General features: G+C 37.3%; 22 protein-coding genes. 3 read left to right on the forward strand and 19 right to left on the reverse strand.

What is annotated here, in order from left to right:
- Window positions 1-11 precede the first annotated feature (11 nt).
- From JFV29_RS17190 to JFV29_RS17230, 9 genes are all read right to left on the reverse strand, one after another.
- Window positions 12-602: an SCO family protein gene (locus JFV29_RS17190; RefSeq protein ID WP_116820621.1), complete on the reverse strand. Its 591-nt coding sequence runs from the start codon at window positions 600-602 to the stop codon at window positions 12-14.
- Between the two features lie 165 nt (window positions 603-767).
- On the reverse strand, window positions 768-1,610 hold the full coding sequence (locus tag JFV29_RS17195; protein ID WP_056520834.1) for a DegV family protein: 843 nt from the start codon (window positions 1,608-1,610) through the stop codon (window positions 768-770).
- A 224-nt stretch (window positions 1,611-1,834) separates the two neighbouring features.
- Window positions 1,835-2,224 carry a DUF2535 family protein gene (locus tag JFV29_RS31455; RefSeq protein WP_342366571.1) on the reverse strand — a complete coding sequence of 130 codons (390 nt, stop codon included), beginning with the start codon at window positions 2,222-2,224 and terminating at the stop codon, window positions 1,835-1,837.
- An 11-nt stretch (window positions 2,225-2,235) separates the two neighbouring features.
- Window positions 2,236-2,988: a twin-arginine translocase subunit TatC gene (tatC, locus tag JFV29_RS17205; RefSeq protein ID WP_201185438.1), complete on the reverse strand. Its 753-nt coding sequence runs from the start codon at window positions 2,986-2,988 to the stop codon at window positions 2,236-2,238.
- A gap of 85 nt (window positions 2,989-3,073) precedes the next feature.
- Window positions 3,074-3,265: a twin-arginine translocase TatA/TatE family subunit gene (locus tag JFV29_RS17210; protein ID WP_053346624.1), complete on the reverse strand. Its 192-nt coding sequence runs from the start codon at window positions 3,263-3,265 to the stop codon at window positions 3,074-3,076.
- 193 nt (window positions 3,266-3,458) lie between these two features.
- Complete coding sequence (ilvA, locus tag JFV29_RS17215; protein WP_201185439.1) at window positions 3,459-4,727, reverse strand: threonine ammonia-lyase IlvA; 1,269 nt, start codon at window positions 4,725-4,727, stop codon at window positions 3,459-3,461.
- Between the two features lie 149 nt (window positions 4,728-4,876).
- A complete protein-coding gene (locus tag JFV29_RS17220; protein WP_201185440.1) occupies window positions 4,877-5,362 on the reverse strand; it encodes a dihydrofolate reductase in 486 nt (161 codons plus the stop codon).
- Complete coding sequence (locus tag JFV29_RS17225) at window positions 5,359-6,153, reverse strand: thymidylate synthase (RefSeq protein ID WP_053346627.1); 795 nt, start codon at window positions 6,151-6,153, stop codon at window positions 5,359-5,361. Before JFV29_RS17225 ends, JFV29_RS17220 begins: the two co-directional genes overlap by 4 nt.
- Before the next feature lie 57 nt (window positions 6,154-6,210).
- The gene (locus tag JFV29_RS17230; protein ID WP_309557831.1) at window positions 6,211-6,921 is read right to left on the reverse strand and encodes an anthrax toxin lethal factor-related metalloendopeptidase; all 711 of its coding nucleotides are present in this window, start codon (window positions 6,919-6,921) and stop codon (window positions 6,211-6,213) included.
- A gap of 225 nt (window positions 6,922-7,146) precedes the next feature.
- Between JFV29_RS17230 and JFV29_RS17235 the strand changes: the two genes are divergently transcribed.
- A complete protein-coding gene (locus tag JFV29_RS17235) occupies window positions 7,147-7,389 on the forward strand; it encodes a hypothetical protein (RefSeq protein WP_053346628.1) in 243 nt (80 codons plus the stop codon).
- Window positions 7,390-7,693: 304 nt separating this feature from the next.
- The gene (locus JFV29_RS17240; RefSeq protein ID WP_201185441.1) at window positions 7,694-9,052 is read left to right on the forward strand and encodes an IS1182 family transposase; all 1,359 of its coding nucleotides are present in this window, start codon (window positions 7,694-7,696) and stop codon (window positions 9,050-9,052) included.
- A gap of 149 nt (window positions 9,053-9,201) precedes the next feature.
- Here the strand turns inward: JFV29_RS17240 and JFV29_RS17245 are convergent, their stop codons facing one another.
- Both JFV29_RS17245 and JFV29_RS17250 read right to left on the reverse strand, forming a co-directional pair.
- Window positions 9,202-9,972, reverse strand: a complete 771-nt coding sequence (locus JFV29_RS17245) for a TerC family protein (RefSeq protein WP_201185442.1) — start codon at window positions 9,970-9,972, stop codon at window positions 9,202-9,204.
- A 200-nt stretch (window positions 9,973-10,172) separates the two neighbouring features.
- On the reverse strand, window positions 10,173-10,790 hold the full coding sequence (locus tag JFV29_RS17250) for a YpjP family protein (RefSeq protein ID WP_201185443.1): 618 nt from the start codon (window positions 10,788-10,790) through the stop codon (window positions 10,173-10,175).
- A gap of 438 nt (window positions 10,791-11,228) precedes the next feature.
- On the opposite strand from JFV29_RS17250, the gene ggt reads away from it, so the two are divergent.
- On the forward strand, window positions 11,229-12,917 hold the full coding sequence (gene ggt / locus JFV29_RS17255) for a gamma-glutamyltransferase (RefSeq protein ID WP_242486906.1): 1,689 nt from the start codon (window positions 11,229-11,231) through the stop codon (window positions 12,915-12,917).
- On the opposite strand, the gene JFV29_RS17260 is transcribed toward ggt, so the two are convergent.
- The 8 genes from JFV29_RS17260 to JFV29_RS17295 form a co-directional block, all read right to left on the reverse strand.
- Window positions 12,918-13,697, reverse strand: a complete 780-nt coding sequence (locus tag JFV29_RS17260; RefSeq protein ID WP_201185445.1) for a class I SAM-dependent methyltransferase — start codon at window positions 13,695-13,697, stop codon at window positions 12,918-12,920.
- Between the two features lie 71 nt (window positions 13,698-13,768).
- Window positions 13,769-14,203 carry a BrxA/BrxB family bacilliredoxin gene (locus JFV29_RS17265; RefSeq protein ID WP_201185447.1) on the reverse strand — a complete coding sequence of 145 codons (435 nt, stop codon included), beginning with the start codon at window positions 14,201-14,203 and terminating at the stop codon, window positions 13,769-13,771.
- 231 nt (window positions 14,204-14,434) lie between these two features.
- Window positions 14,435-16,105, reverse strand: coding sequence for a dihydroxy-acid dehydratase (ilvD, locus tag JFV29_RS17270; protein ID WP_098176472.1), 1,671 nt, complete (start codon window positions 16,103-16,105; stop codon window positions 14,435-14,437).
- Window positions 16,106-16,658: 553 nt separating this feature from the next.
- The gene (locus JFV29_RS17275; RefSeq protein ID WP_053346633.1) at window positions 16,659-17,795 is read right to left on the reverse strand and encodes a conserved virulence factor C family protein; all 1,137 of its coding nucleotides are present in this window, start codon (window positions 17,793-17,795) and stop codon (window positions 16,659-16,661) included.
- Window positions 17,796-17,924: 129 nt separating this feature from the next.
- The gene (locus tag JFV29_RS17280) at window positions 17,925-19,802 is read right to left on the reverse strand and encodes an ABC-F family ATP-binding cassette domain-containing protein (protein WP_201185449.1); all 1,878 of its coding nucleotides are present in this window, start codon (window positions 19,800-19,802) and stop codon (window positions 17,925-17,927) included.
- Window positions 19,799-20,443, reverse strand: coding sequence for an HD domain-containing protein (locus tag JFV29_RS17285; RefSeq protein ID WP_057216833.1), 645 nt, complete (start codon window positions 20,441-20,443; stop codon window positions 19,799-19,801). Before JFV29_RS17285 ends, JFV29_RS17280 begins: the two co-directional genes overlap by 4 nt.
- A gap of 50 nt (window positions 20,444-20,493) precedes the next feature.
- Window positions 20,494-21,339, reverse strand: a complete 846-nt coding sequence (locus JFV29_RS17290) for a DegV family protein (protein ID WP_201185451.1) — start codon at window positions 21,337-21,339, stop codon at window positions 20,494-20,496.
- Window positions 21,340-21,514: 175 nt separating this feature from the next.
- Entirely contained in the window at window positions 21,515-21,991 is a 477-nt protein-coding gene (locus JFV29_RS17295; RefSeq protein ID WP_053346638.1) for a glutathione peroxidase, read from the reverse strand.
- Window positions 21,992-22,065 lie beyond the last annotated feature (74 nt).

Here is a 22,065-nt window from a genome sequence, read left to right on the forward strand (position 1 = left end):
ATTTAACCTGTTCAATAATTCTGTAAAATTTTAATATGTTTGATGATTTCATCAAATGGAATATCCTGCAAACCTGTGTATTCTTGAATAATCTTCCCATCCTGATCCACTAGAAAAAAGCTAGTCTGATGGATAACCTGGTCCTCATTTTCAGGTTTCTTAACAAGTGTTTTAAAGTTCTCCAATGCAAACTGCTCGATTTCTTCTTGACCATAGCCAGTTAGGAAGTGCCAGTTTCCGTAGTCTACATTAAATTGATCTCCAAACTTTTTTAATACATCGGGTTTGTCAATCTCTGGATCCACTGAAAAGGAAACAAACTCTACATCTGAGATGCCTTCGTCCTTCAACATTTGTTGAAGTTTAGACATATTTGAAGTCATTGGCAAACATACATCCTCACAACTTGTAAAGATAAAGTCCGTGACCCAAACCTTTCCTTTAAGGTCACTTTTTGAAAAGGGTTCCCCTTCCTGATCTATGTAACTGAAATTTTCAAGGTCCCAGTTTTTCGCATCAGGTACTCCGCTTGAACCGCATGCTGTTAACAGCAATAATACCGTTGTGCCTATAGCTGCCTTAAGCAAATGCAGCATTCTCATCCCTACCCCGTCCTTTATGTATAAAATATTCTGTTACTTCATTTATTCTACCAGACCAAGTGGTGTGAGAAAAGTAACTCTTTCTACAATCTAAAGACAATTTATTGAACAATGAAATAGCTCAAATCATACACATAACTTCGGTAACTGCTTTTCTATAAGAAATCAGTCCCAATAATACATAATAGCCATGGCGCCTTCACCTGTATGGGTACTGACTACAGCAGTAGTTGCCTCTATCTTTATATCGTGAAAACCTGATAATTCTGATATGGATTTACGAACTTTATCCGCAATTTCAAAACCGTTTGCATGAACAAACCCAATGCTTTTAATTGTTTTTCCGTGTGTATCTTCCTTGAATTTCTTGACAATATATTTCACAACCTGTGACTGGCTTCTAGCTTTGGACACAGGATTCAGTACACCATCGTCAAGAAGAGCAATCGGCTTGATGTGCAATAGGGAACCGATAAACGCAGAAACTTTACCAATTCTTCCACCCTTCACAAGGTTATCAAGAGTTTCAATGACAATGATTAAACTTGACTGCTTTTTAATGTTTTCTAGGCGTTCAATTATCTCTTCAGAAGATTTCCCTTCTTTCGCCATTTTTGCTGCCTCAATAACCTGAAATGACATGGCCTTTGAAATGAATTTAGAGTCTAAAACGGTAACTTTTGCATCAGACATACTAGCCGCGCTCTCCGCTGAGCGGACTGTTCCACTCATACCACCAGTCATATGAATAGAAATAATCTCACTACCGTCTTTCCCAAGTTCATCATATACCTCCACAAAGGTTCCTACTGCTGGTTGAGAGCTTTTTGGAAGTTCTTTAGACAGATTCATTCTTATCAAGAATTCTTCCTGTTCTATTTCAACCTTATCCAAAAAAGTCTCTCCATCAATATAGATTGATAGAGGAACCATTGTTATATCATAATATTCTAGTTCTTCTGGTGTCATATCTACTGTTGAGTCTGTTACTATCTTTACTTTATTCATCATTACACATCCCTAAATTAACATATCTATTGTATTATACCTACTCAAAGAACGCATTCAAACTAAACTATTCATTTTCTATGTTAAAGAATACATTTAATTCTAAATGATTACACAAAAAAAAGACCATCCCATAAGCCAACTAACACACGCCGCTTATTCGATATTACATGGAATTAGAGGCATCTCTTTTATAGGAGAAGTTAGCTATGGAACAGTCCACATTAAGCATTATTAAGTAAATTCTCATAAAAAATCTTGTGATAAACAGGCCGTTTAAGTACTGATGCTAAATAATGCTTAAATGAGTAATTTTCTTTATGATCTTTATTATCAAAAACTCGTTTTACAAACACTTCCAAACGCACGGTCAACATAAAAAAATTCGGATCACTAGGCAATAAAACAGGAATTTCTGAAATTGTGACCTTATGTCCAAAACAATCTTTGAATTCCAAGCATTTGAACATCAAATTATCAATCCTCATTTTTAACCGATTGCTTATATTATACACAATAAACCCAAAAGTATAAATATTCATATGTATAAAAAACTGACAAGCCCCAGCATTTTTTAAATTACAAAATGACCCACAAGGGCATAATGCCTTCATGGGTCATTTTTTTATAAATCTTCCTCGTTATTAAAGGTTTCTTCAAGTAAACTTTCTCGCTTCACCTTACGTTTATACACTATTTTAGATAGTGAAATACTGATTTCATATAATAACAATAGAGGAACCATAACCAAAAAGTCTGACATAAAATCAGGTGGCGTAATACAAACCGCTATAACCACAAGTACAAAATAAGCATACTTCCTTAATTTTTGAAGCACGTATGGGTTAATTACACCAATTGAGGTCAAAAACATGGTAACTACAGGGAGCTCAAATAAAACAGCAAAAGGAAGTGTCATATTCAAGACGAATGAAAAATACTTATCCGCTGTAAAGTTGGTTATGAACATATCATCGCCCAATTCAATCAAAAATTGAAGAACGGTTGGGAAGATGACAAAATAACCAAAAGCAAGTCCTCCGATAAAAAGTATGAAGAGAGCAGGTATATAGGCAAGCGTGGCTCTTACTTCATTTGGCATCAAAGCCGGTTTAACAAATAACCAGATTTGCAGAGCAATTATCGGAATCGTTGTGGCAATGGCTACAACTCCTGAAAGCATAAAGTAAATCCAGATAATATCACTCGGTCCTAATACCATTAAGTCGAAATCAAGATCCTTCACAAACCAATTATAGATATCTTTAACATAAATAAAACTGACGATAAAAAAGATGAAAAAAGCAACAGCCGTAATGATAAGCCGTTTTCTCAATTCATCGAGATGATCGATGATATTTAATTCTTTATCTTCCAAAGTTGATCACGCCTTCATCTGAAAATCCGTATCTTTGTTTCAGCATAAAGGCGCAAGACGGTACCATCTTACGCCCAGCATTTAATTATTCATGATTTTTTTGTTGTGTTTTCTTTTCTTCTTCATAATCACCTTTTGTTAATTCACTCGTAGATTTTTTAAATTCACGCAGTGTTTGTCCAAAAGCACGACCTATCTCGGGAAGTTTCTTCGGACCGAAAATAATTAATGCTAATATTAAGATGAGAATTAGACCAGGTACTCCAATGTTCGACATTGATACATCCCCTTTGGTGTTGTAATTCGACCTACTCTGATTATAATACCATTTCCAACCAATTGAAAGTAAACTGGCATTTCTTCATAAAATGGTAACAATTATCGACAGATTATTTATAACAAATGTGCGGGTAGAATAAAATGTAAAAACATATTTATTATTCTATCCTAATTTACCATTTTGTCTATAATTAAATTAATAAGTGAAATAAATTACTGTCTTTATTGACTTCAACAAAGGAGAATCCTTTTTTATTCATTCTTTGAATCAGTCCATTATAATCATTTTTGTCTTTTAACTCCACACCAACAAGGGCCGGCCCGCTTTCTTTATTGTTTTTCTTCGTATATTCAAAACGGCTAATATCATCATTCGGTCCTAACACCTCATCAAGGAATTCCCTTAGTGCTCCCGCCCGTTGTGGGAAATTTACGATAAAGTAATAAAGCAGACCTTCAAATAATAAAGACTTTTCCTTAATTTCCTGCATACGGCCAATATCGTTGTTACCCCCACTGACAAGACAAACAACTGTTTTTCCTTTGATTTGTTCTTTATATAAATCCAGTGCAGCTACTGATAACGCCCCAGCCGGTTCAGCCACAATCGCATGCTGATTATATAAATCCAGTATCGTGGTACAGATTTTCCCTTCAGGAACGACAACGATATCTTCCAAGTTTTCCTTACAAATCTGATATGTCATCTCTCCTACATGCTTAACAGCCGCACCATCAACAAAGGTATCTATGTTTTCAAGTTCAGTCGCTTTTCCTTCTTTGAACGAATATTCCATTGAAGCAGCACCAAGTGGCTCTACTCCAATACATTTCGTTTTCGGCGAGACCGATTTGAAATAACTTGAAACACCAGCCATTAGTCCCCCACCACCGATTGCTGCGAATATATAGTCAATTTCATCTTCACAATCATTTAGGATTTCAACAGCTGTTGTACCTTGCCCGGCGATTACCTTTTCATCATTGAAAGGATGGATAAAGGAACGGTCTTCTTTTTCACAGCACTCCATCGCCATGGCAAATGCATCATCAAATGTATCACCAATTAAGACTATTTCAACATTTTCCCTGCCAAATAACTGAACTTGATCGACTTTTTGCCTTGGTGTTGTAGCAGGCATGTAAATTTTCCCATGAATTCCTAATTGACTACAGGAAAAGGCCACTCCTTGTGCATGATTTCCTGCACTGGCGCATACGACTCCGTTCTTCGTCTCTTCCTGGGTCAAGCTTTTCATTTTATAGTAAGCTCCTCTTAATTTAAAGGAACGTACATGTTGAAGGTCCTCTCGTTTTAAATAAACATTACATTCATATTTTTCAGAGAGCCTCTGATTTTTTTGTAAAGGAGTATGTAAAACAATCTCTTTCAGTTCTCTATAGGCAATTAGAATATCTTCCAATTGAATCCCCCTATTCATAGATACAGTCTGGTTCATAACAATCCCTCATTTCCTTCCTAATCAATTCAATTATTATAGCACTTTACTGTTATTAATGTAATTGATTTTTCTAAAAATTCTATCTTTTGTTTGTTTTAAACCAAAAAATCCGATTATGGCTAATGTTCCATAATCGGATTTCACTCTTATTTTTTTTGCAGGATAATATATTCATGCGGATAGAGATTTTTTTCATCCATGATACCCGGGAGTGATGAGATCTTTTCCCATTCTTCATCATTAATTTCCGGAAAATAAGTGTCACCTTCAAAGTTCTCATGAATTTCCGTAATATATAAGCGGTCTGTAAAAGGAAGAATTTCTTTGAAGATTTCCGCTCCACCAATCACGAAGACTTCCTTGTCACTTTTATCCGCAAACGTCTTAATTTCTGAAATATCATGTAATACAGTGCAGCCCTCTGCTGTAAATTCAAGATTTCGGGTAACGATGACATTTTCCCTACCAGGCAGCACCCTCCCGATTGATTCAAATGTTTTACGGCCCATCACAATTGGATGACCTAACGTCACTTTTTTAAAATACTGGAGATCTGCTGGTAAATACCACGGTAGTTGATTGTTTTTCCCTATCACTCGATTTTGACCCATGGCCACTATCAACGATATCATATGCTAACCTCACCTTTTATATGGGGATGGGCTTCGTAGTTTTCCAGAACAAAGTCCTCGAAATTAAAATCAAAGATATTTTTCACTTCCGGATTTATTTTCATGATTGGCAGTGGTTTGGGATCTCTTGTCAACTGCAGTTCCACTTGGTCAAGGTGATTCGAATAGATATGAACGTCCCCAAATGTATGTACAAATTCACCAACTTCTAAATCACATACTTGGGCAATCATCATCGTTAATAGCGCATATGAAGCTATATTAAACGGAACACCTAAAAATACATCGGCAGAACGCTGATAAAGCTGGCACGAAAGCTTGCCATCAGCCACATAGAATTGAAAGAAAGCATGGCAAGGCGGCAATGCCATTTCGTCCAGTTCTCCCACATTCCAAGCACTTACTATCAATCTTCTTGAATTTGGATTGGTTTTAATTTGTTCAATCACTTCACTGATTTGGTCGATTTGTCTTCCATCCGCTGCTCCCCAAGAACGCCATTGATGACCATAAATCGGGCCTAATTCTCCCTTTTCATCAGCCCATTCATTCCAAATGCGCACGCTATTTTCCTGAAGGTAGCCGACATTTGTGTCACCCTTTAAAAACCATAATAATTCATGAATAATCGCTTTTAAACTAACTTTTTTCGTTGTAAGGACAGGGAACCCATCCTTTAAATTGAATCTCATTTGATATCCAAAGGTACTTATCGTTCCTGTTCCCGTACGATCACCTTTTTGAGTTCCATTTTCAAGTACATGCTTACATAAATCTAAATATTGCTTCATGGTAAACCACCTTTTCTACATTCATCCTTCTTATTTTAACGTATTTCAGCTCAATGTTTAATCTAATTGTTTAATAAAATTATAAGTCTCAGGTGCTTTTTGTCTAAGTAGTTGATTTTGTTCAAAGTTTACATAAAACATGGCAAATGTTTCTGCAAAGTATTCTTCAGGATAATTTAAAAAATAAGACTGTCCTGGAAACAGTACATCTACTTCCTTTCCCCAAATTCTCAAATAATCTATGTCCTCACGGATGCCATCATAAACAATATTATCAATGGAATGCGCAAGCTCATGTAGCTCCAAATTTACAGACCCATGTCCTTTTCCCTTATCGCTTGCACCGATTTTAACTAATACGGTATATGAACCACCCATGCCTGGAACGGAATCCCATGTTGTATCTTTATTCAAATAACCACGTGGAGCTTTCCCTTTTAAATAGGCCGCTGATTGATTTTCTGTCAAATTTCCGTTGAATAGCTTCATTCTCACTCCATGGTCTACAGTTTTCAACAGTAGGGAATGAGGAAGTGCATCAATAGTTTCTACAATCCTTAAGGCTTCCTGTTCATCGAAATCCTCTTCAGGAAATAAAAATAAACTTTGCAGTTCTTTATTATCCTGCAATATTTCCGCCTGCCTTAAAGGATTATCTTTCGTCAAATTCCGCCATTTCACTCCTTCCGCTTTAGCTAAGGATAGGGAAAGCATTGAAAGGAAACAAGCAAATAATACAAGTATTGCTATCCAATTTTTATATTTCACCTTCAACCCTTCCTTTCCTTAAATCCAATGTATATTGCGAAAATATATGTATATTAAACTACAAAAAAATCCCTATACTATTATATTAGTATAGCATATTAAGACAATATATTAACTTTATGTTTTTCTGGTAAATTTGGCTGAAGATTTCTCCCACTAAGCACCAATTCTCCGGATTTTTCATATATCAACAGTATCTAATCGTAAAAGGTTTAAGGTGATTACATGAAATCGATTAATAAAAAGGTCATCCTGCATGAGCACCGTGAACTTGCCGAAGAAGTTCTTGATATCTACAGTTTAAAAGTGTTTATCATTCTCGACCTTTTGCTGTTCTCTATTTTCTTCGGTATATTGCTACATCCTTTACTCACTTCACTCTGGCTTAACTTTTTTTTACCTTTTCTTTTTTTCACAACATTTACTGTCATTCTTCAACTATTTGATATTTTCCAAAGAAAAAGCTGACATCATTTTGATGTCAGCTCAGACTGTAGACAAACTCGATGAAAATCGAGTTTGTCTACAGTTTTTTTGAGGGGTTGTAAAAATTCGAACGTTGATTTCCACTCCAGGCACTCGCTTTCCGCGGGCGGTCAGGGAGCCTCCTCGGCGCCTTTGCGCCTGTGGGGTCTCCCTTGGACATGCTTTTCCCGCAGGAGTCTCGCACCTTCCGTTCCAATCAACTTTGTTTTAACAATTAGAAATAAACACTTTTTCCTACAGTCTTTTTTGTTTTAATATAGGAGTATTAAAACTTGAGGTGATGACGATGCTTTCGAAACATAATTCTATTCAGCGAGATCAACTTGAAATGATTACTTTGGATCAACTGGTGCCAGCGAACCATTTGGTTCGTAAAATTGAGGGGGCCATTGACTTCACTTTCATTTATGACTTGGTGAAAGAGATGTATTCAGAGATAGGCCGCCCAAGTATTGATCCAGTTATTTTAGTTAAATTGACATTCATTCAATATACCTTCGGTATTCGTTCGATGCGTAAAACGATTGAAGAAGTTGAAACGAATATGGCTTACCGTTGGTTTTTAGGTTACGGTTTCCATGATAAAGTACCTCACTTCTCAACGTTCGGGAAAAATTATGAGCGTCGCTTTAAAGATACAGACCTGTTTGAACAGATTTTTTATCGTATCTTAATGACAGCCTCAGAAAGAAAGTTAATTAGTGCAGAGCACGTATTCGTTGATTCAACACATGTGAAAGCCAGTGCGAATAAGCGGAAATTCGAAAAGAAAATCGTTCGTAAGGAAACACGAGCATATCAAGGACGCCTTCAAGAAGAAATAAATCAAGATCGTGAAAACAATGGAAAGAAGCCTTTTCCACCGGATAAATTTGATAAAGAAGAAACCAAAGAAATTAAAGAAAGTTCAACTGACCCTGAGAGTGGCTACTATGTAAAAGATGAACGAACAAAACAGTTTGCCTATTCATTTCATGCGGCTGCAGACCGCAACGGTTTTGTGCTGGGGACGATTGTAACACCAGGAAATACGCATGATAGTCATACCTTAGAGCCTCTTGTTGAACAAGTGATTGAGAAAGTTGGAAAACCTGAAGCTGTTGCCGCAGATGCAGCTTACAAAACACCAGCCATTACAAGCTACCTTTTTGGGAAAGAAATCACACCAGCTTTACCCTATACACGTCCACGAACAAAAGAAGGGTTCTTTCGCAAGCATGACTATGTTTACGATGAACATTTTGATTGTTATCTCTGCCCATCGGGCGAGATTTTAAAGTACTCAACAACAAATAAAGAGGGCTATCGCGAGTACAAATCACCCAAACACACTTGTGCGACATGCTCATTTTTATCACAGTGTACAGTAAGCAAAGACCATCAAAAAGTGGTGACACGCCATATCTGGCAAAATTATATGAAAGAAGCAGATCATCTGCGTCACCACAAGGATGTAAAATCTATATATGCGAAACGCAAAGAAACAATAGAGCGTGTATTCGCAGATGCAAAAGAAAAGCATGGTATGCGTTGGACTACTTTAAGGGGATTTGAAAAATTGTCGATGCAGGCGATGCTTACATTCGCTGCCATGAATTTAAAGAAGATTGCCAATTGGACATGGCAAGGTCCAATAATGGCTTAATAAAGTGGGCTCGTAGAGGCCCAATCTCTTAATCTTGATCAAAATTCAAAGGGAATTTCAAAAGGGGTCCAGAATTAAAACATTCTGGACCCCTTTTGTCTACAAACTGAGCTGACATCATTTTGATGTCAGCTTTTATTATTGAGTGTTTAACCGTGTTCTTTAACCCTTTTTTCTTTCTTAAAATGAAATACGATCGTAGTGCCGAAAATAATGAAAATAAAGGCAAAGAAAATAGCATGAGGAATTTCAATCCCTGCAACAGCAATAAGCATTTTTATAGCAATGAACCCTATTAAAACATATGCTGCAGTTTCTAATTCTGGAATCTTATCAATCAGCTTTAAAAATAACCCAGCCACGCCTCGCATCATCAAGACACCAATCATCCCACCGGTTAAGAGGACCCAGACTTTTTCACTTACCCCAAAGGCGGCCAATACGCTATCGACGGAAAATGCAATATCCATCAATTCTACAGCAGCAACCGTTCCCCATAAGGTACCAAACATACGGATCAGCAAGCTGTTTTTGCTCATTCCCTGAATATCTTCATCGTTTCCAGCTTGTTTTTTTCTTTTATCTCTAAAGTATTTGAACGAGAGCCAACCAAGGTAGGCGGCTCCAATGACCTTCACCCACAAAAGTTTAATGAGGAAAACACCTATTCCAATTGCTACAAACCGGAAAGCATAAGCACCTAACAAACCATAAAAAAGAGCTTTTTTCCGTTGTCTTTCCGGCAGGTGCCTGACCATTACCGCCAAAACCAAAGCGTTATCCGCTGACAGTAGTCCTTCCATTAATACGAGCGTACCAATCAATCCCCAGCTAACCGGGTCGGTTAAAACCTCACCCCACATATTCCAGTCAAAAAATTGAGCATATGTATTAATGACGTTATTTAACAACTCTGACATGATGAAGACTCCTCTGCTACTGTAACTATAAAAGTAGAAACCCAATTGAAAAAGATCATCTTACTTATCTAGCTTTAAAATATCTAATCTTGTACTTTGTTTAACACAAAATAAATACGTTGCATAACAACGTATCATTTAATACTTATATAACAATTATCATACTCTTACATGTGCTTAAAATCAATGGAACCAAGCTACTAAGAGAGTCTTTGTTTACTTGTCCACTCTGGGGGTGTATTTTTATCCCAATATATTTTTCCTAAATCATAATGGGTAGCATATGAATCATGATAGGTATGATAATGAAAATCAAACCAATATCCCTCTAATGGCGGATTCTCCTGCCTGACATGGAACCGCATGATATCCTTGCCGCTTATCGAATCAAATATATGAAAAATTTTCTCCGCTCTACCCGCACTTGGCTGCTCTGTAATCGTTAATTGCTGTAATTTTTCATCAGGAAATTGGGCCGTTATTTCTGTAATAGCATCTTCCATTTTTGGTAATATGGCTATTTTGAATTCATCACCAATTTTAGGATTGATTTTCTCGCCAAATTTCATAAATGCGTTTTCCTCAGCTTTATTCAGAATGCCTGATAAGAACTCTTCCCGATTAAATTCCTCTTCTATATCAGTAGGTTTTTGAGAAGAAAGATAGGATAAATGTTCTTCTTCTACTAACCCTTTTTTAGTATCCTTTAACGAATCGGCTTCAGCCAGCCACGATAGATCTGAAGGGGTGACAAGCCCAAATGTCAAAACGGATACTAAAATGACGAGACTTTTCCTGAACCAAACCGCTGCTTTCAAATTTCACACTCCCCCTTCTTCTTATTATTTTCTTTATATTTAGTATACTTTTATTTTTTAGTAATTACGAATAAATAGTTACCCAGGTTTCAAAAATCTTTAAAATGGATAAATACCTATATAAAGTTCATGAACCCAAACTTTTTTACTAAATATCCACTATTCAATTTGTAAATGAAGGATTTTGACGATATTTGGAGAACTTAATAAGATTCAAGTCTTTTTAAGGAGGGGTCTTATATGGCTTTGACTACGACTGCCATGGTGGCTTTATGTCTTGTAACGTTAGCATTTTTCGTATATTTATCATTTGCTGATTAAGAATAAATAAATACCTACGAAAAATCTCCTTGTCATTCATCAGTAATGACAAGGTTTTCTTTTAAAAAAGGCGTTACGACTTGGCAGATAAAAGGACTGAATACTGGAGGAATTACTTTGGAAAACAACAATGGAAACACTAAAGATGATTACAAGAGGGAAACAGCCACAGGGAAGGCCGGAATGGTCGTTACCGCTCATCCCGTAGCTACTTCCATTGGGGAAAAAATATTACGTGAAGGTGGAAATGCGGTTGATGCGGCTGTTGCCATCCAATTTGCTCTGAATATTGTAGAACCTATGATGACTGGTATCGGTGGCAGTGGTTTTCTTATGGTATATAACGAAAAGAATAATGAAACTAAAATATTCGATGGCCATGTAAGAGCACCTAAAGCCGCGCATCCAAACATGTTTCTTGATGAAAAAGGGGAAGTCATCCCATTTAAAAAACGTTCGATTAAAGCTACAGCAGTTGGTATTCCAGGAATTCTTAAGGCTATGGATGAAGCTCTCTCCGAATACGGTAGTAAGACATTAGCAGAACTTATTGAGCCCTCTATTGAATTCGCTGAAAAAGGAGTTCCTGTCAATTGGGTATTTTGTGATGCCCTTGAAAATTTTGAGTATCGGTTAGGTGAAGAAGCCCGTAAATTCTTCATTCCAAACGGTAAACCATACAAAGCTGGTGACCTCCTAATAAAAGAAAAATTGGCTAATACCTATCGAATATTACAGCGTGATGGAATTTCCGCTTTTTATGAAGGTGAAATCGGAGAAGGAATCATTTCCTGTATTCAGGAACTTGGAGGTTCTATGGAACTTTCTGATTTACAGGACTATAAAGCAACCATTGATGAACCAATGTTTGGTACTTATAAGGATTACCAAATTGCTTCATCGATGGCCCCAAGTGCAGGAGGATTCACTGTCATTCAAATTCTAAAAATATTGGAGAGCTTCCACTTAGAACAATATGATGTGCATTCATGGGAAAAATATTACTTAATTGCCGAAGCAATGCGTCTAGCATTTACTGACAAAAAGGCTTTTCTAGCCGATCCCGAATTTGCCGAATTACCATTAAAGGGTCTTTTGCATGATGAATATATAGCTAAACGACGCTCATTCATTAATTTTAAGGCAAGAAATAATGCAATTGACTTTGGAAATCCTTGGATATATGATTCTGTGAAACAAAGGGATGTCATCCCACAACCAAATGACGAAGAACGTAGTGAAACGACTCATTTTACTGTCCGTGACAGATGGGGAAATATTGCCGCATGTACATCAACTGTCGAACATCCATTCGGTTCCGGTATCATGGTTCCCGACTATGGCTTCATGCTGAATAACGAACTGACGGATTTCGATTCCATTCCAGGCGGTATGAATGAAGTACAGCCAAATAAACGTCCTGTCAGCTGTAAAAGCCCAACCATCATCTTTAAAGACGGTGAGCCTATTTTGACGCTAGGTTCTCCAGGAGGACCGACCATCATCAGTTCAGTCGTACAAACGATCATAAATGTACTTGATTTAAAAATGGACTTAAAAGCAGCCATTGAAGAACCTAGAATTTTCACTCCTATGGGCCCTCATATTGAATGGGAATCAGGTATTGATATGATTAGCAAAGGCCACTTAGAAGCAATGGGCTTTGCATTTAATGAAGTGCCCCATTCTATAGGGAATGTTCAGGCAATACAAATCAACCCGGCTGACGGGTCAAGCTATGGTGCTGCAGATTCAAGCCGTGAGGGCTGTGCGGTAGGTCTAAATGAGTTAGATTACAAAGCTTAATCACAGTACAGAAATGTAGCCATAATGAAATTTGGATGTTTTTCTCTTTAATACTTCAAATCCAAATTCCTCAAAGCGGGAGCTACGAAAATGGTCCTTCAACACGACTCTCTTTCGCGCAACCCGCTTGGCTTCTTTCATTATTTCCATTGTTAAGTCGTGACCTTCCGCAAAATGAGCCAACCCCCTAATCCCATTTGATTCTTGAATCGTTTCCTCAAACATTGGATCGAAATATACCACATCGAAATGATTATCCGGTAATGTTTTCAATAACTCGTAATGATCAGTATGAATGACCTTAATTCTTCTCATCGCTTGAATCATCTTTTCATCTGCATTCTCCCATGTTTTCAAACCATGGTCAACGAGCAAGGCCAAGTATTGATTTTCTTCCAAAGCACTAATCTGTCCATTTTCTCCAGCAGCAAAACTTGAGACAATCGCATCTGAGCCCAAGCCCATTGTACAATCAAGCACAGTACTTCCTTCCTTTATATCTCCAGCAACGAGAAAAGGATCACTTTCTCCTTGTTTTATTCTTTTTATTCGGATCATAGCAAGGTTTGGATGAAAAAAGAATGGCTCTTTTTCTTCAAACCGATATAGCTCCATTCTCATTTTTCCAAAAACAAGGCAATCATCTTCACCATTTTCTGATTGAATCGCCCTAACCGAGCGTTTTCTTCGGGCAATAAAAGGAATATGTAATTTTCCTGCTAACTTTTTGGCCATCATTATTGTCTCATTATCGGCTCTTCCTGCTGTTGTGATAAACATCGTCCTACCCCTTTAAACTGTTAAAAATTTGAAAAAGAATGCCCTGTTTCCAGGACATTCTACTTTATCACTTATTTCACTTGACTAAATGCTGCTAACAAGTTATCCATAATAGCTTCCATCGGCTGGCCTTCAATTTCATGACGTGGAATGAAATGTAAGACTTCTTTGCCTTTTAAAAGTGCCATGGATGGCGAAGAAGGTTCAATTCCGTCAAAATACTCACGCATTTTGGCTGTTGCTTCTTTATCTTGACCAGCAAATACGGTTACAAGATGCTTTGGTTTATCCTCTGCTTGGAGAACAGCTTGAGTAGCAGCTGGACGAGCTAACCCGGCAGCACAGCCACAAACTGAATTCACTACAACCAATGTTGTACCCTCGACAGCTTCCATAAAGTTTTCAACAGCTTCAGCGGTTTCTAACTCCTCAAAACCTGCTTGAACTAATTCAGCACGCATAGGCTTCACCATTTGTTTCATATATTCATCATATGCCATAGACATAAAAAAACCTCCTTGGTTACAATTCTTCAATTAGTATAATCATACTATATTCTTAAGTCCATATGCAAAAATGACGCTTACAACTTTTGTTAAAGTATTTATGAAACCGTGTTTGCACACAAACTGGTCAAATATCAAATATTAAACACTATAAAAATAGTCTTCTCAAAGAAACACGGTAAAAGAATTGATTTAATTCTTCTACCGTGTTTTTATTTCGCATGATCTAAATTAAACTTTCATTACGCCGCCTGAACTAGCATTAGTTACAAGTTTAGAGTAACGGGCTAAATAGCCTGTTTTAACTTTTGACTCGAAACCTTTCCAGTTAGCTTTGCGTTTTTCAAATTCTTCATCGGAAATTTCTAATTCGATTTTACGATTATTCAAATCTAACTCGATGATATCTCCATCTTCTACAAATGCGATTGGACCACCTTCAGCTGCTTCTGGGGAGATATGACCGATACTGATGCCTCGAGATGCACCTGAAAAACGTCCATCAGTAATTAATCCCACTTTAGCACCAAGACCTCGGCCAACGATTTGGGAAGTAGGCGCCAGCATTTCCGGCATGCCCGGCCCGCCTTTTGGACCTTCGTACCGGATGACAACAACATTACCTTCTTTTACTTTGCCAGTAATAATTCCAGATAATGCATCTTCTTGTGAATCGAAGCAGATCGCTGGCCCTCTGTGGTATCCACCAACAGATTCGTCAACAGCACCCACTTTAATAATTGAGCCTTGAGGAGCAAGGTTACCAAACAATACAGCAAGACCACCACGTTCAGAATGCGGGTTATCCAACGGATGAATAACATCCTTGTCCAATATTTCACAACCCTCAACATTTTCGCGTAGCGTTTTACCTGAAACAGAAAGACAATCACCGTTAAAGGCACCTGGTTTTTTAAGTAACTCATGTATAATTGCGCTCACACCACCAGCATTGTGTACATCTTCAATATGATAATCAGATGCTGGGGCAATCTTCGCAAGATGTGGTACGCGGTTTGCTATTTCATTGATGCGTTCCATAGGATATTCAAAACCTGCTTCATGTGCCAATGCAAGTGTATGAAGCACTGTGTTAGTCGAACCACCCATCGCCATATCCAAAGCAAATGCGTTATCAATTGCATCAATCGTTACGATATCACGAGGTTTAATATCTTGTTTGATTATTTCCATCAATTGTTTGGCAGATTTTTTAACAAAATCCTTACGTTCTTCGGCTACAGCCAAAATTGTACCATTACCTGGAAGTGCAAGACCTAAACCTTCGGCCAAACAGTTCATGGAATTTGCTGTAAACATCCCTGAACAAGAACCGCACGTAGGACATGCAACTTGCTCAAGTTCTTGCAAATCTTCTTCATTTATATTACCCGCTTGGTATGCTCCTACACCTTCAAAAACAGACGTTAAAGAAAGAGATTTACCGTTTTTGTCTTTCCCTGCCTTCATAGGCCCGCCACTTACAAATATTGTAGGAATATTAACACGAAGAGCTGCCATCATCATCCCCGGTGTAATCTTGTCACAGTTTGGAATACAAACCATACCGTCAAACCAATGTGCAGATACAACCGTTTCTACAGAATCCGCAATAATCTCACGGCTTGGTAAAGAATAGCGCATACCAATATGGCCCATGGCAATTCCATCGTCTACCCCAATTGTATTAAATTCAAAAGGAACACCGCCAGCTTCACGAATGGCTTCCTTCACTATTTTACCGAATTCCTGAAGGTGAACATGACCTGGAACGATATCAATGTATGAATTACAAACCGCGATAAATGGTTTTCCGAAATCTTCTTCTTTAACACCTGCTGCACGCAAAAGGCTTCTGTGTGGAGCACGGTCGATTCCTTTTGTAATCATATCACTTCTCATATTTGATGTAGACATTTGTTGTAACCCCCAATTTTCACTTCTCTAATAATTTAATATAATCTAATTTTTAGTATACTCTAAAAATTCTAACATATTTACATACAAATGCAACCATTCAACTCTTAAATATCCATAAAAAAGTTTTACTAAAATAATAGAAAAGATATTTTTCTCCTATAAGAAATGGTTTCATGTAGAAAACATACTATTTCGCATGTTTTTGACTGTTAATAAATCAAAAACACATGATTGGTCAGTAAAAACTGTACTCGTTCAATCGACAAGCATAATTTTCACTAAAATTACCCAAGTCAAAAGTTGTTATGGTATCAATACACCAAGGCATATAAAAAAATCATTTCTGCAGAGGATGCTCTCTGTGAATCTGACTAACTGAAAACCTGGTTACAAAATATGCCCTAAAGCGGGACATTTTTAGAGCATAAAAATAACAAAAAGGCATCCGGAATTAAGTCCATCCGAATACCTTTTGCCTACAAAATAGAAACATGCAATTTGTATGATTTGTTGATAAAACGATTTTTAATCAAAGTCACTTGTCATTTGTTTGCCTTGATTCTGTCATTTGCTTCCAAACTGAACCCTTTGCTTCTTCTCCGTTTTCTATTCGGTCAATAGCCATTTTAACCTGTAGAGCCACTTCGAACTCTGGATCCTGTTCAGCTTGTTTTAAATAGGGTAGGACTGTTTCATTTCCCACTTCATATAAGAACATCGCAGCCCTCCACCTTACTAGTTTATTTTTATCTGATAAGGATTGCGACATTTCTCCCATTGCTTCTTCAAAACCTAGATCAGATAAACAGTCACCCGCTGTTCGTCTTACTGCCACACTTGAATCTTTCAATGCTTTGTACAAGCTCGGAAGTACTTTTGTATCCTCGATCATCCCTAAGTAAACAACAGCAAGTCGACGAATAGAGACTTTACTATCAGACAAGGCTATATCCAATACTGGAATCTCTTCAACCGTCGGATCTTCCATTTGTTCTAACGCTTGATAACGTTTTTCCCAATTTTCATCATTCAACATTTCTGCGGTTAGTTTTATTTTGGGACGCTTCACGAATGCCTCTTTTTTATCAACGGTTTCTTGAGCAGCAGCTACTAGCTGGTTAATTCGTTCTTCCGGAAAAGCGGCAACCAACTCATCCGCTACTTCTTTCACGATATCATCCATATCCCCGTAACGGATACCATAATCCTTCCATTTTCGGAGCAAGACTACATTATCGTCTTCTTTTTGAGCAGCAGCAATACCTTTAATAAAATATTCTGGTAAAGCAAAGCGTTTTTCATGTTGGCTATCACTTGCTTTAATTTGCATCGGAATTCCTTTGAATTGTTGAATAGCAACTGTTACTTCACCATAATGTTCATTTATTACCGTTTGTTGATTTTGTTCTTCAGTTTTCTCACCAAACACTTGACGAATTTGGACCAAGATATCTTTCCAATCATATTTCGCATTACGCTCAACTGCTAAAAAGTCGGCAACATGATATACGCCTTTCACCCCTTCAATCGTAAATAAATCTTTAATAAGCTGAGGTGCTTGATCGGCTTGATTTTTTTTATAATTATTACTTTTACCCGCTAAGAGCTCTTCTGTTAGATTAATTTTCATTGTATTTGGACTTGGTGTAGGTTCTATTGATTTTATTTTCAATACTTTTCTCTCCTTTTACAAGACGTACTCATGTACTAGATTTTATCACAATGGCCACAGATTCTCATGCAATTGAGATAGACAAAAAAAGACTGGACCAAGCATACTTCCCCTGGACCAGTCTCTCACTTATTCCTCTTCTAATTTTTCCGCTAAATACGTCCATCTTTCCATCATATACTCTAATTTATCTGTTAGTTCTTTTTCCTCTTCAAGAAGCAGACGAACTTTTTCAAAGTCGCTCCCCGCTGCTGACATTTCTGTTGTGATGTCTGTCAGACGCTGCTCGACATGTTCCATGTTACCTTCGATTTCTTCCCATTCCTTACTTTCCGCATAGGTTAGTTTTTTCTTTTTCTTTTCTGTGCGGTTTATCTGAGGCTCTGGCTTTTTTTCAAGAACGGTCTCTTCTGTTTTTTCCTCTAAGAACTCTGAATAGTTGCCATAATAAAAATCAATTTCACCTTTATTTTTGAAGACAAGGAGCTGATGACAGGTTTTATCAAGAAAATAACGATCATGTGATACGGTAATAACTACACCTGAAAACGTTTCTAAATAATCCTCGAGAACTGTCAAAGTTTGCGTGTCCAAGTCATTCGTCGGTTCATCCAAAAGCAGGACATTAGGTGCTCCCATTAAGATGTTAAGCAGATACAAACGTCTTTTTTCTCCTCCGGACAGCTTGCGTATTGGGGTACCATGAGAACCCATTGGGAATAAAAATCTCTCAAGCATCTGTGCAGCAGTAATAAAACTGCCATCCTTAAGAGCGATTGAATCAGCTGTTTCCCGGATATATTCTATCATGCGAAGATTCTCATCCATATCAACGCTTTCTTGCGTATAATAACCAATTTTCACTGTTTGTCCTATTTCAAGATTTCCTTCATCTATCGATTCTCGCCCAGCCAAAATGTTCAATAACGTAGACTTTCCGCTGCCATTATTACCTACGATTCCAATGCGGTCACCTGGCTTGAATAGGAAGGAAAAATGTTTGATGATAGACTGATCACCAAAAGATTTAGAAATATCTTGCATCTCCAGAACTTTTTTCCCAAGGCGGGCACCACTTAATTCCATTTCAAGACTTTCAGTTTTTTGCTTATCTTTCACACCCGTTTCTAATGTTTCAAAACGTTGAATCCGTGCCTTTTGTTTAGTGGTACGTGCCTTTGCACCTTTACGAATCCACGCTAATTCTTTTTTAAATAGACTTTCCTTTTTCGTTCGTTCGGTCGATTCGTTTTCTTCCCGAATAGCTCTTGATTCTAAATAGTCAGCATAGTTTCCTTTATATTCGAAAAGCTGTGACTGTGCGATTTCCCAAATTTTATTGGAAACCCGATCAAGAAAATAACGATCATGGGTCACAAATAAAACGGACTTCTGATATTTAGCCAAATATTCTTCGAGCCAGGTAATGCTTTCAAAATCAAGATGATTCGTAGGTTCATCCAAAATAAGCAGATCAGGAGTTTCAATCAAAGTCTTTGCCAGAGCGGCACGTTTTTTTTGGCCACCTGACAGTTCACCCAATTTCCTTGAATGATCTGGAAGACCAAGCTTTGTCAATATAGTTCGTGCGTTCGCACTTGTATCCCAGGCACTAAGGGCATCCATTTCCTGTTGTTGCTTTAACAACCGGTCTTGAGTTGTGCTATTCTGTGGATCTAATTGCAGCTGAACGAGTGTTTTTTCATATTCCTTAATTAACGAAAATACTGGAGTTGAACTTTCATACATATACTCCATAATCGTTAATTTTTCATCAAAATAAGGATCTTGAGATAAATAGGAAATCGTATAATCATTTGGATGATCCTTCGTTCCCAAATCACTATCTTCTAAACCTGCAATAATATTCAAAAGTGTGGATTTTCCAGTTCCGTTTATACCAACGATCCCAATCTTTTCGCCTTCGGTAATGGAAAAAGAAACATCTTTAAATAATAGCTTTTCCCCTTGTGTTTTCATTACATGTTCCATGCTAAAAACTTTCATAATCGTACATCCCATTCCTTGTAAAATTCCTCTAAAAAGCTAACCATATACTCATGCCTTTCACTTGCAATCTTCTTAGCTGTACAGGTGTTAAGCATGTCTTGTAACCGTAATAATTTTTCATAGAAGTGATGAACGGAAGAGCTTTTACCCATCCGATATTCCTGTTTTGTCATCTTCTCACGTACAATAAGTGACGGATCATACATTGGTTGCCCCTTTTTTCCGCCATATGCAAATGTCCTGGCAATCCCAATGGCACCAATCGCATCCAAACGGTCCGCATCCTGAACTATTTCCGCCTCAATAGAAGGAAGTTGTACGTGTCCAGAACTATAAGAAATTGTGGTGATAATCTGTTTAATATCCTTAACAGTATCTACATCCAAGTTAATTTCCCTAAACCAGTCATCCAGCTTTCTCCAACCTGCATCGACATCCTGATTTAATTTATCATCCGGAATATCATGAAGGAGAGCCGCCAATTCAATGATAAATTCATTTCCTTTTTTTTCTTCTCTTGCAATATGTAAAGCCAGCTTTCGAACGCGATCGATATGGAACCAATCATGACCACTGGCATCAGAATTCAATTGGTTATATACATACTTTTCCGTAAGTTCAATTATAGTTTGTTTCATTTCACCACTCCAAGTCCATTCTATTTTACCATGGTTCTTATTAATGTGCCTTAATCTTCATTGAACCAACTGATTCCAATCGTTTGTTCACCGGTATGCACCCCTATCGCACTGCCGAGTGGAGATACATGCGTCTTTACATTAGGAAATTCTCCAGAAATCATTGCTTTCCACTTCTGGGTCTGCTCCGACAGCGCCCCATATAATATAGTGCATTCTTTCACTTTTCCTGTTGCAAATGATTTGCGAAAATCGCTGAAAATTTGTTTTTCCGCTTTTTTTAGGTTTCGAGGTTTCGATTTAGTATGAAGCAACCCATCTTCAATTGAAATGATGGGTTTAAAACTTAATAGACTTCCGAGAAAATATTGAGCATTTGTTAACCTACCACTGCGGTACAGCTGATCTAAAGAACCTATTAACACATAGGTTTCATGGCTATCTGCATATTTTCTTGTTTTAACGAAAGCTTCATCAATGGAGTGACCATTTTCAACATAATGCATGAGCCGTTTCAGTATTAATAGCATCGGAAAAGAAATTAGTAAAGAATCAAAAACATCTACAGGTATCGTAACCATCTGTGCAGCCTGCTGACTAGCGGAAACTGTACCGCTTAACTTACTGGAAAGATGAACTGATATGATTCTATCATAGCGTTTTTCAAGCATCTTATATAACTCATAAAATCTACCCACAGACGGCTGGGAAGTAGTCGGGTTTATCTTTTCTTCATTCATCCTGCGATATAATTCCTCAGATAATAGGTCAACACCATCTTCATATTCCTTGCCATCAATGATGACAATCATCGGAACTACATATACATGTTCATTTAGTGATAATTCTTCGTCTAATAATCCTGTACTGTCCGTTACCCATGCAATTCGTTCCATAGTTTACCTCCTGAGTAAAATAGTTGTTCTTTATTATATTCAACTTTTTCCTCATCTTTCCCCTCTTGAAATCGAATGTATTTGGTATATTTCGAACAAAAGAAAAAACCATATTAACGTTACAGAAAAAGAGCTCACCAGGAAAACTTCTTCTGATGAACTCATTTTTCATTTTTTATAATAATTCTTTTAAATCGTCTTCTATTTCCAATGGTTTTGTTCGAGGCGCATATCGACTAACAATATTTCCTTCACGGTCAATCAGGAATTTGGTAAAATTCCATTTTATCGATTTTGAACCCATCACTCCAGGCGCATTTTCGGTAATATAACTGAATAATGGATGTGCATCCTTCCCATTAACATTCACTTTTGCAAACATTGGGAAAGTTACGCCATGATTCAATTTACAGTAAGAATCGATTTCCAGGTCATCACCAGGCTCCTGGTTAAGAAATTGATTACATGGAAAACCAAGGATGACTAAACCATCTTCTTTATATTGTACATATAAGCTTTGCAAATCATCATACTGTGGCGAAAAACCGCATTTACTTGCGGTATTTACAATAATCATTACTTTCCCTTTGTATTCCTCAAGCGAAACGGTCTCGCCATTGATTTTTTTCACTTCAAATTCATAAATGGACATGTATGATCTCTCCCTAAAGTATGATGCTGTCATTTTACCGTATTTAAAGATCACTTTTCCAACTTTAATATTCT

Origin of the sequence: Peribacillus sp. TH16 (assembly GCF_016651095.1) — a bacterium.
GTDB lineage: Bacteria > Bacillota > Bacilli > Bacillales > DSM-1321 > Peribacillus > Peribacillus butanolivorans.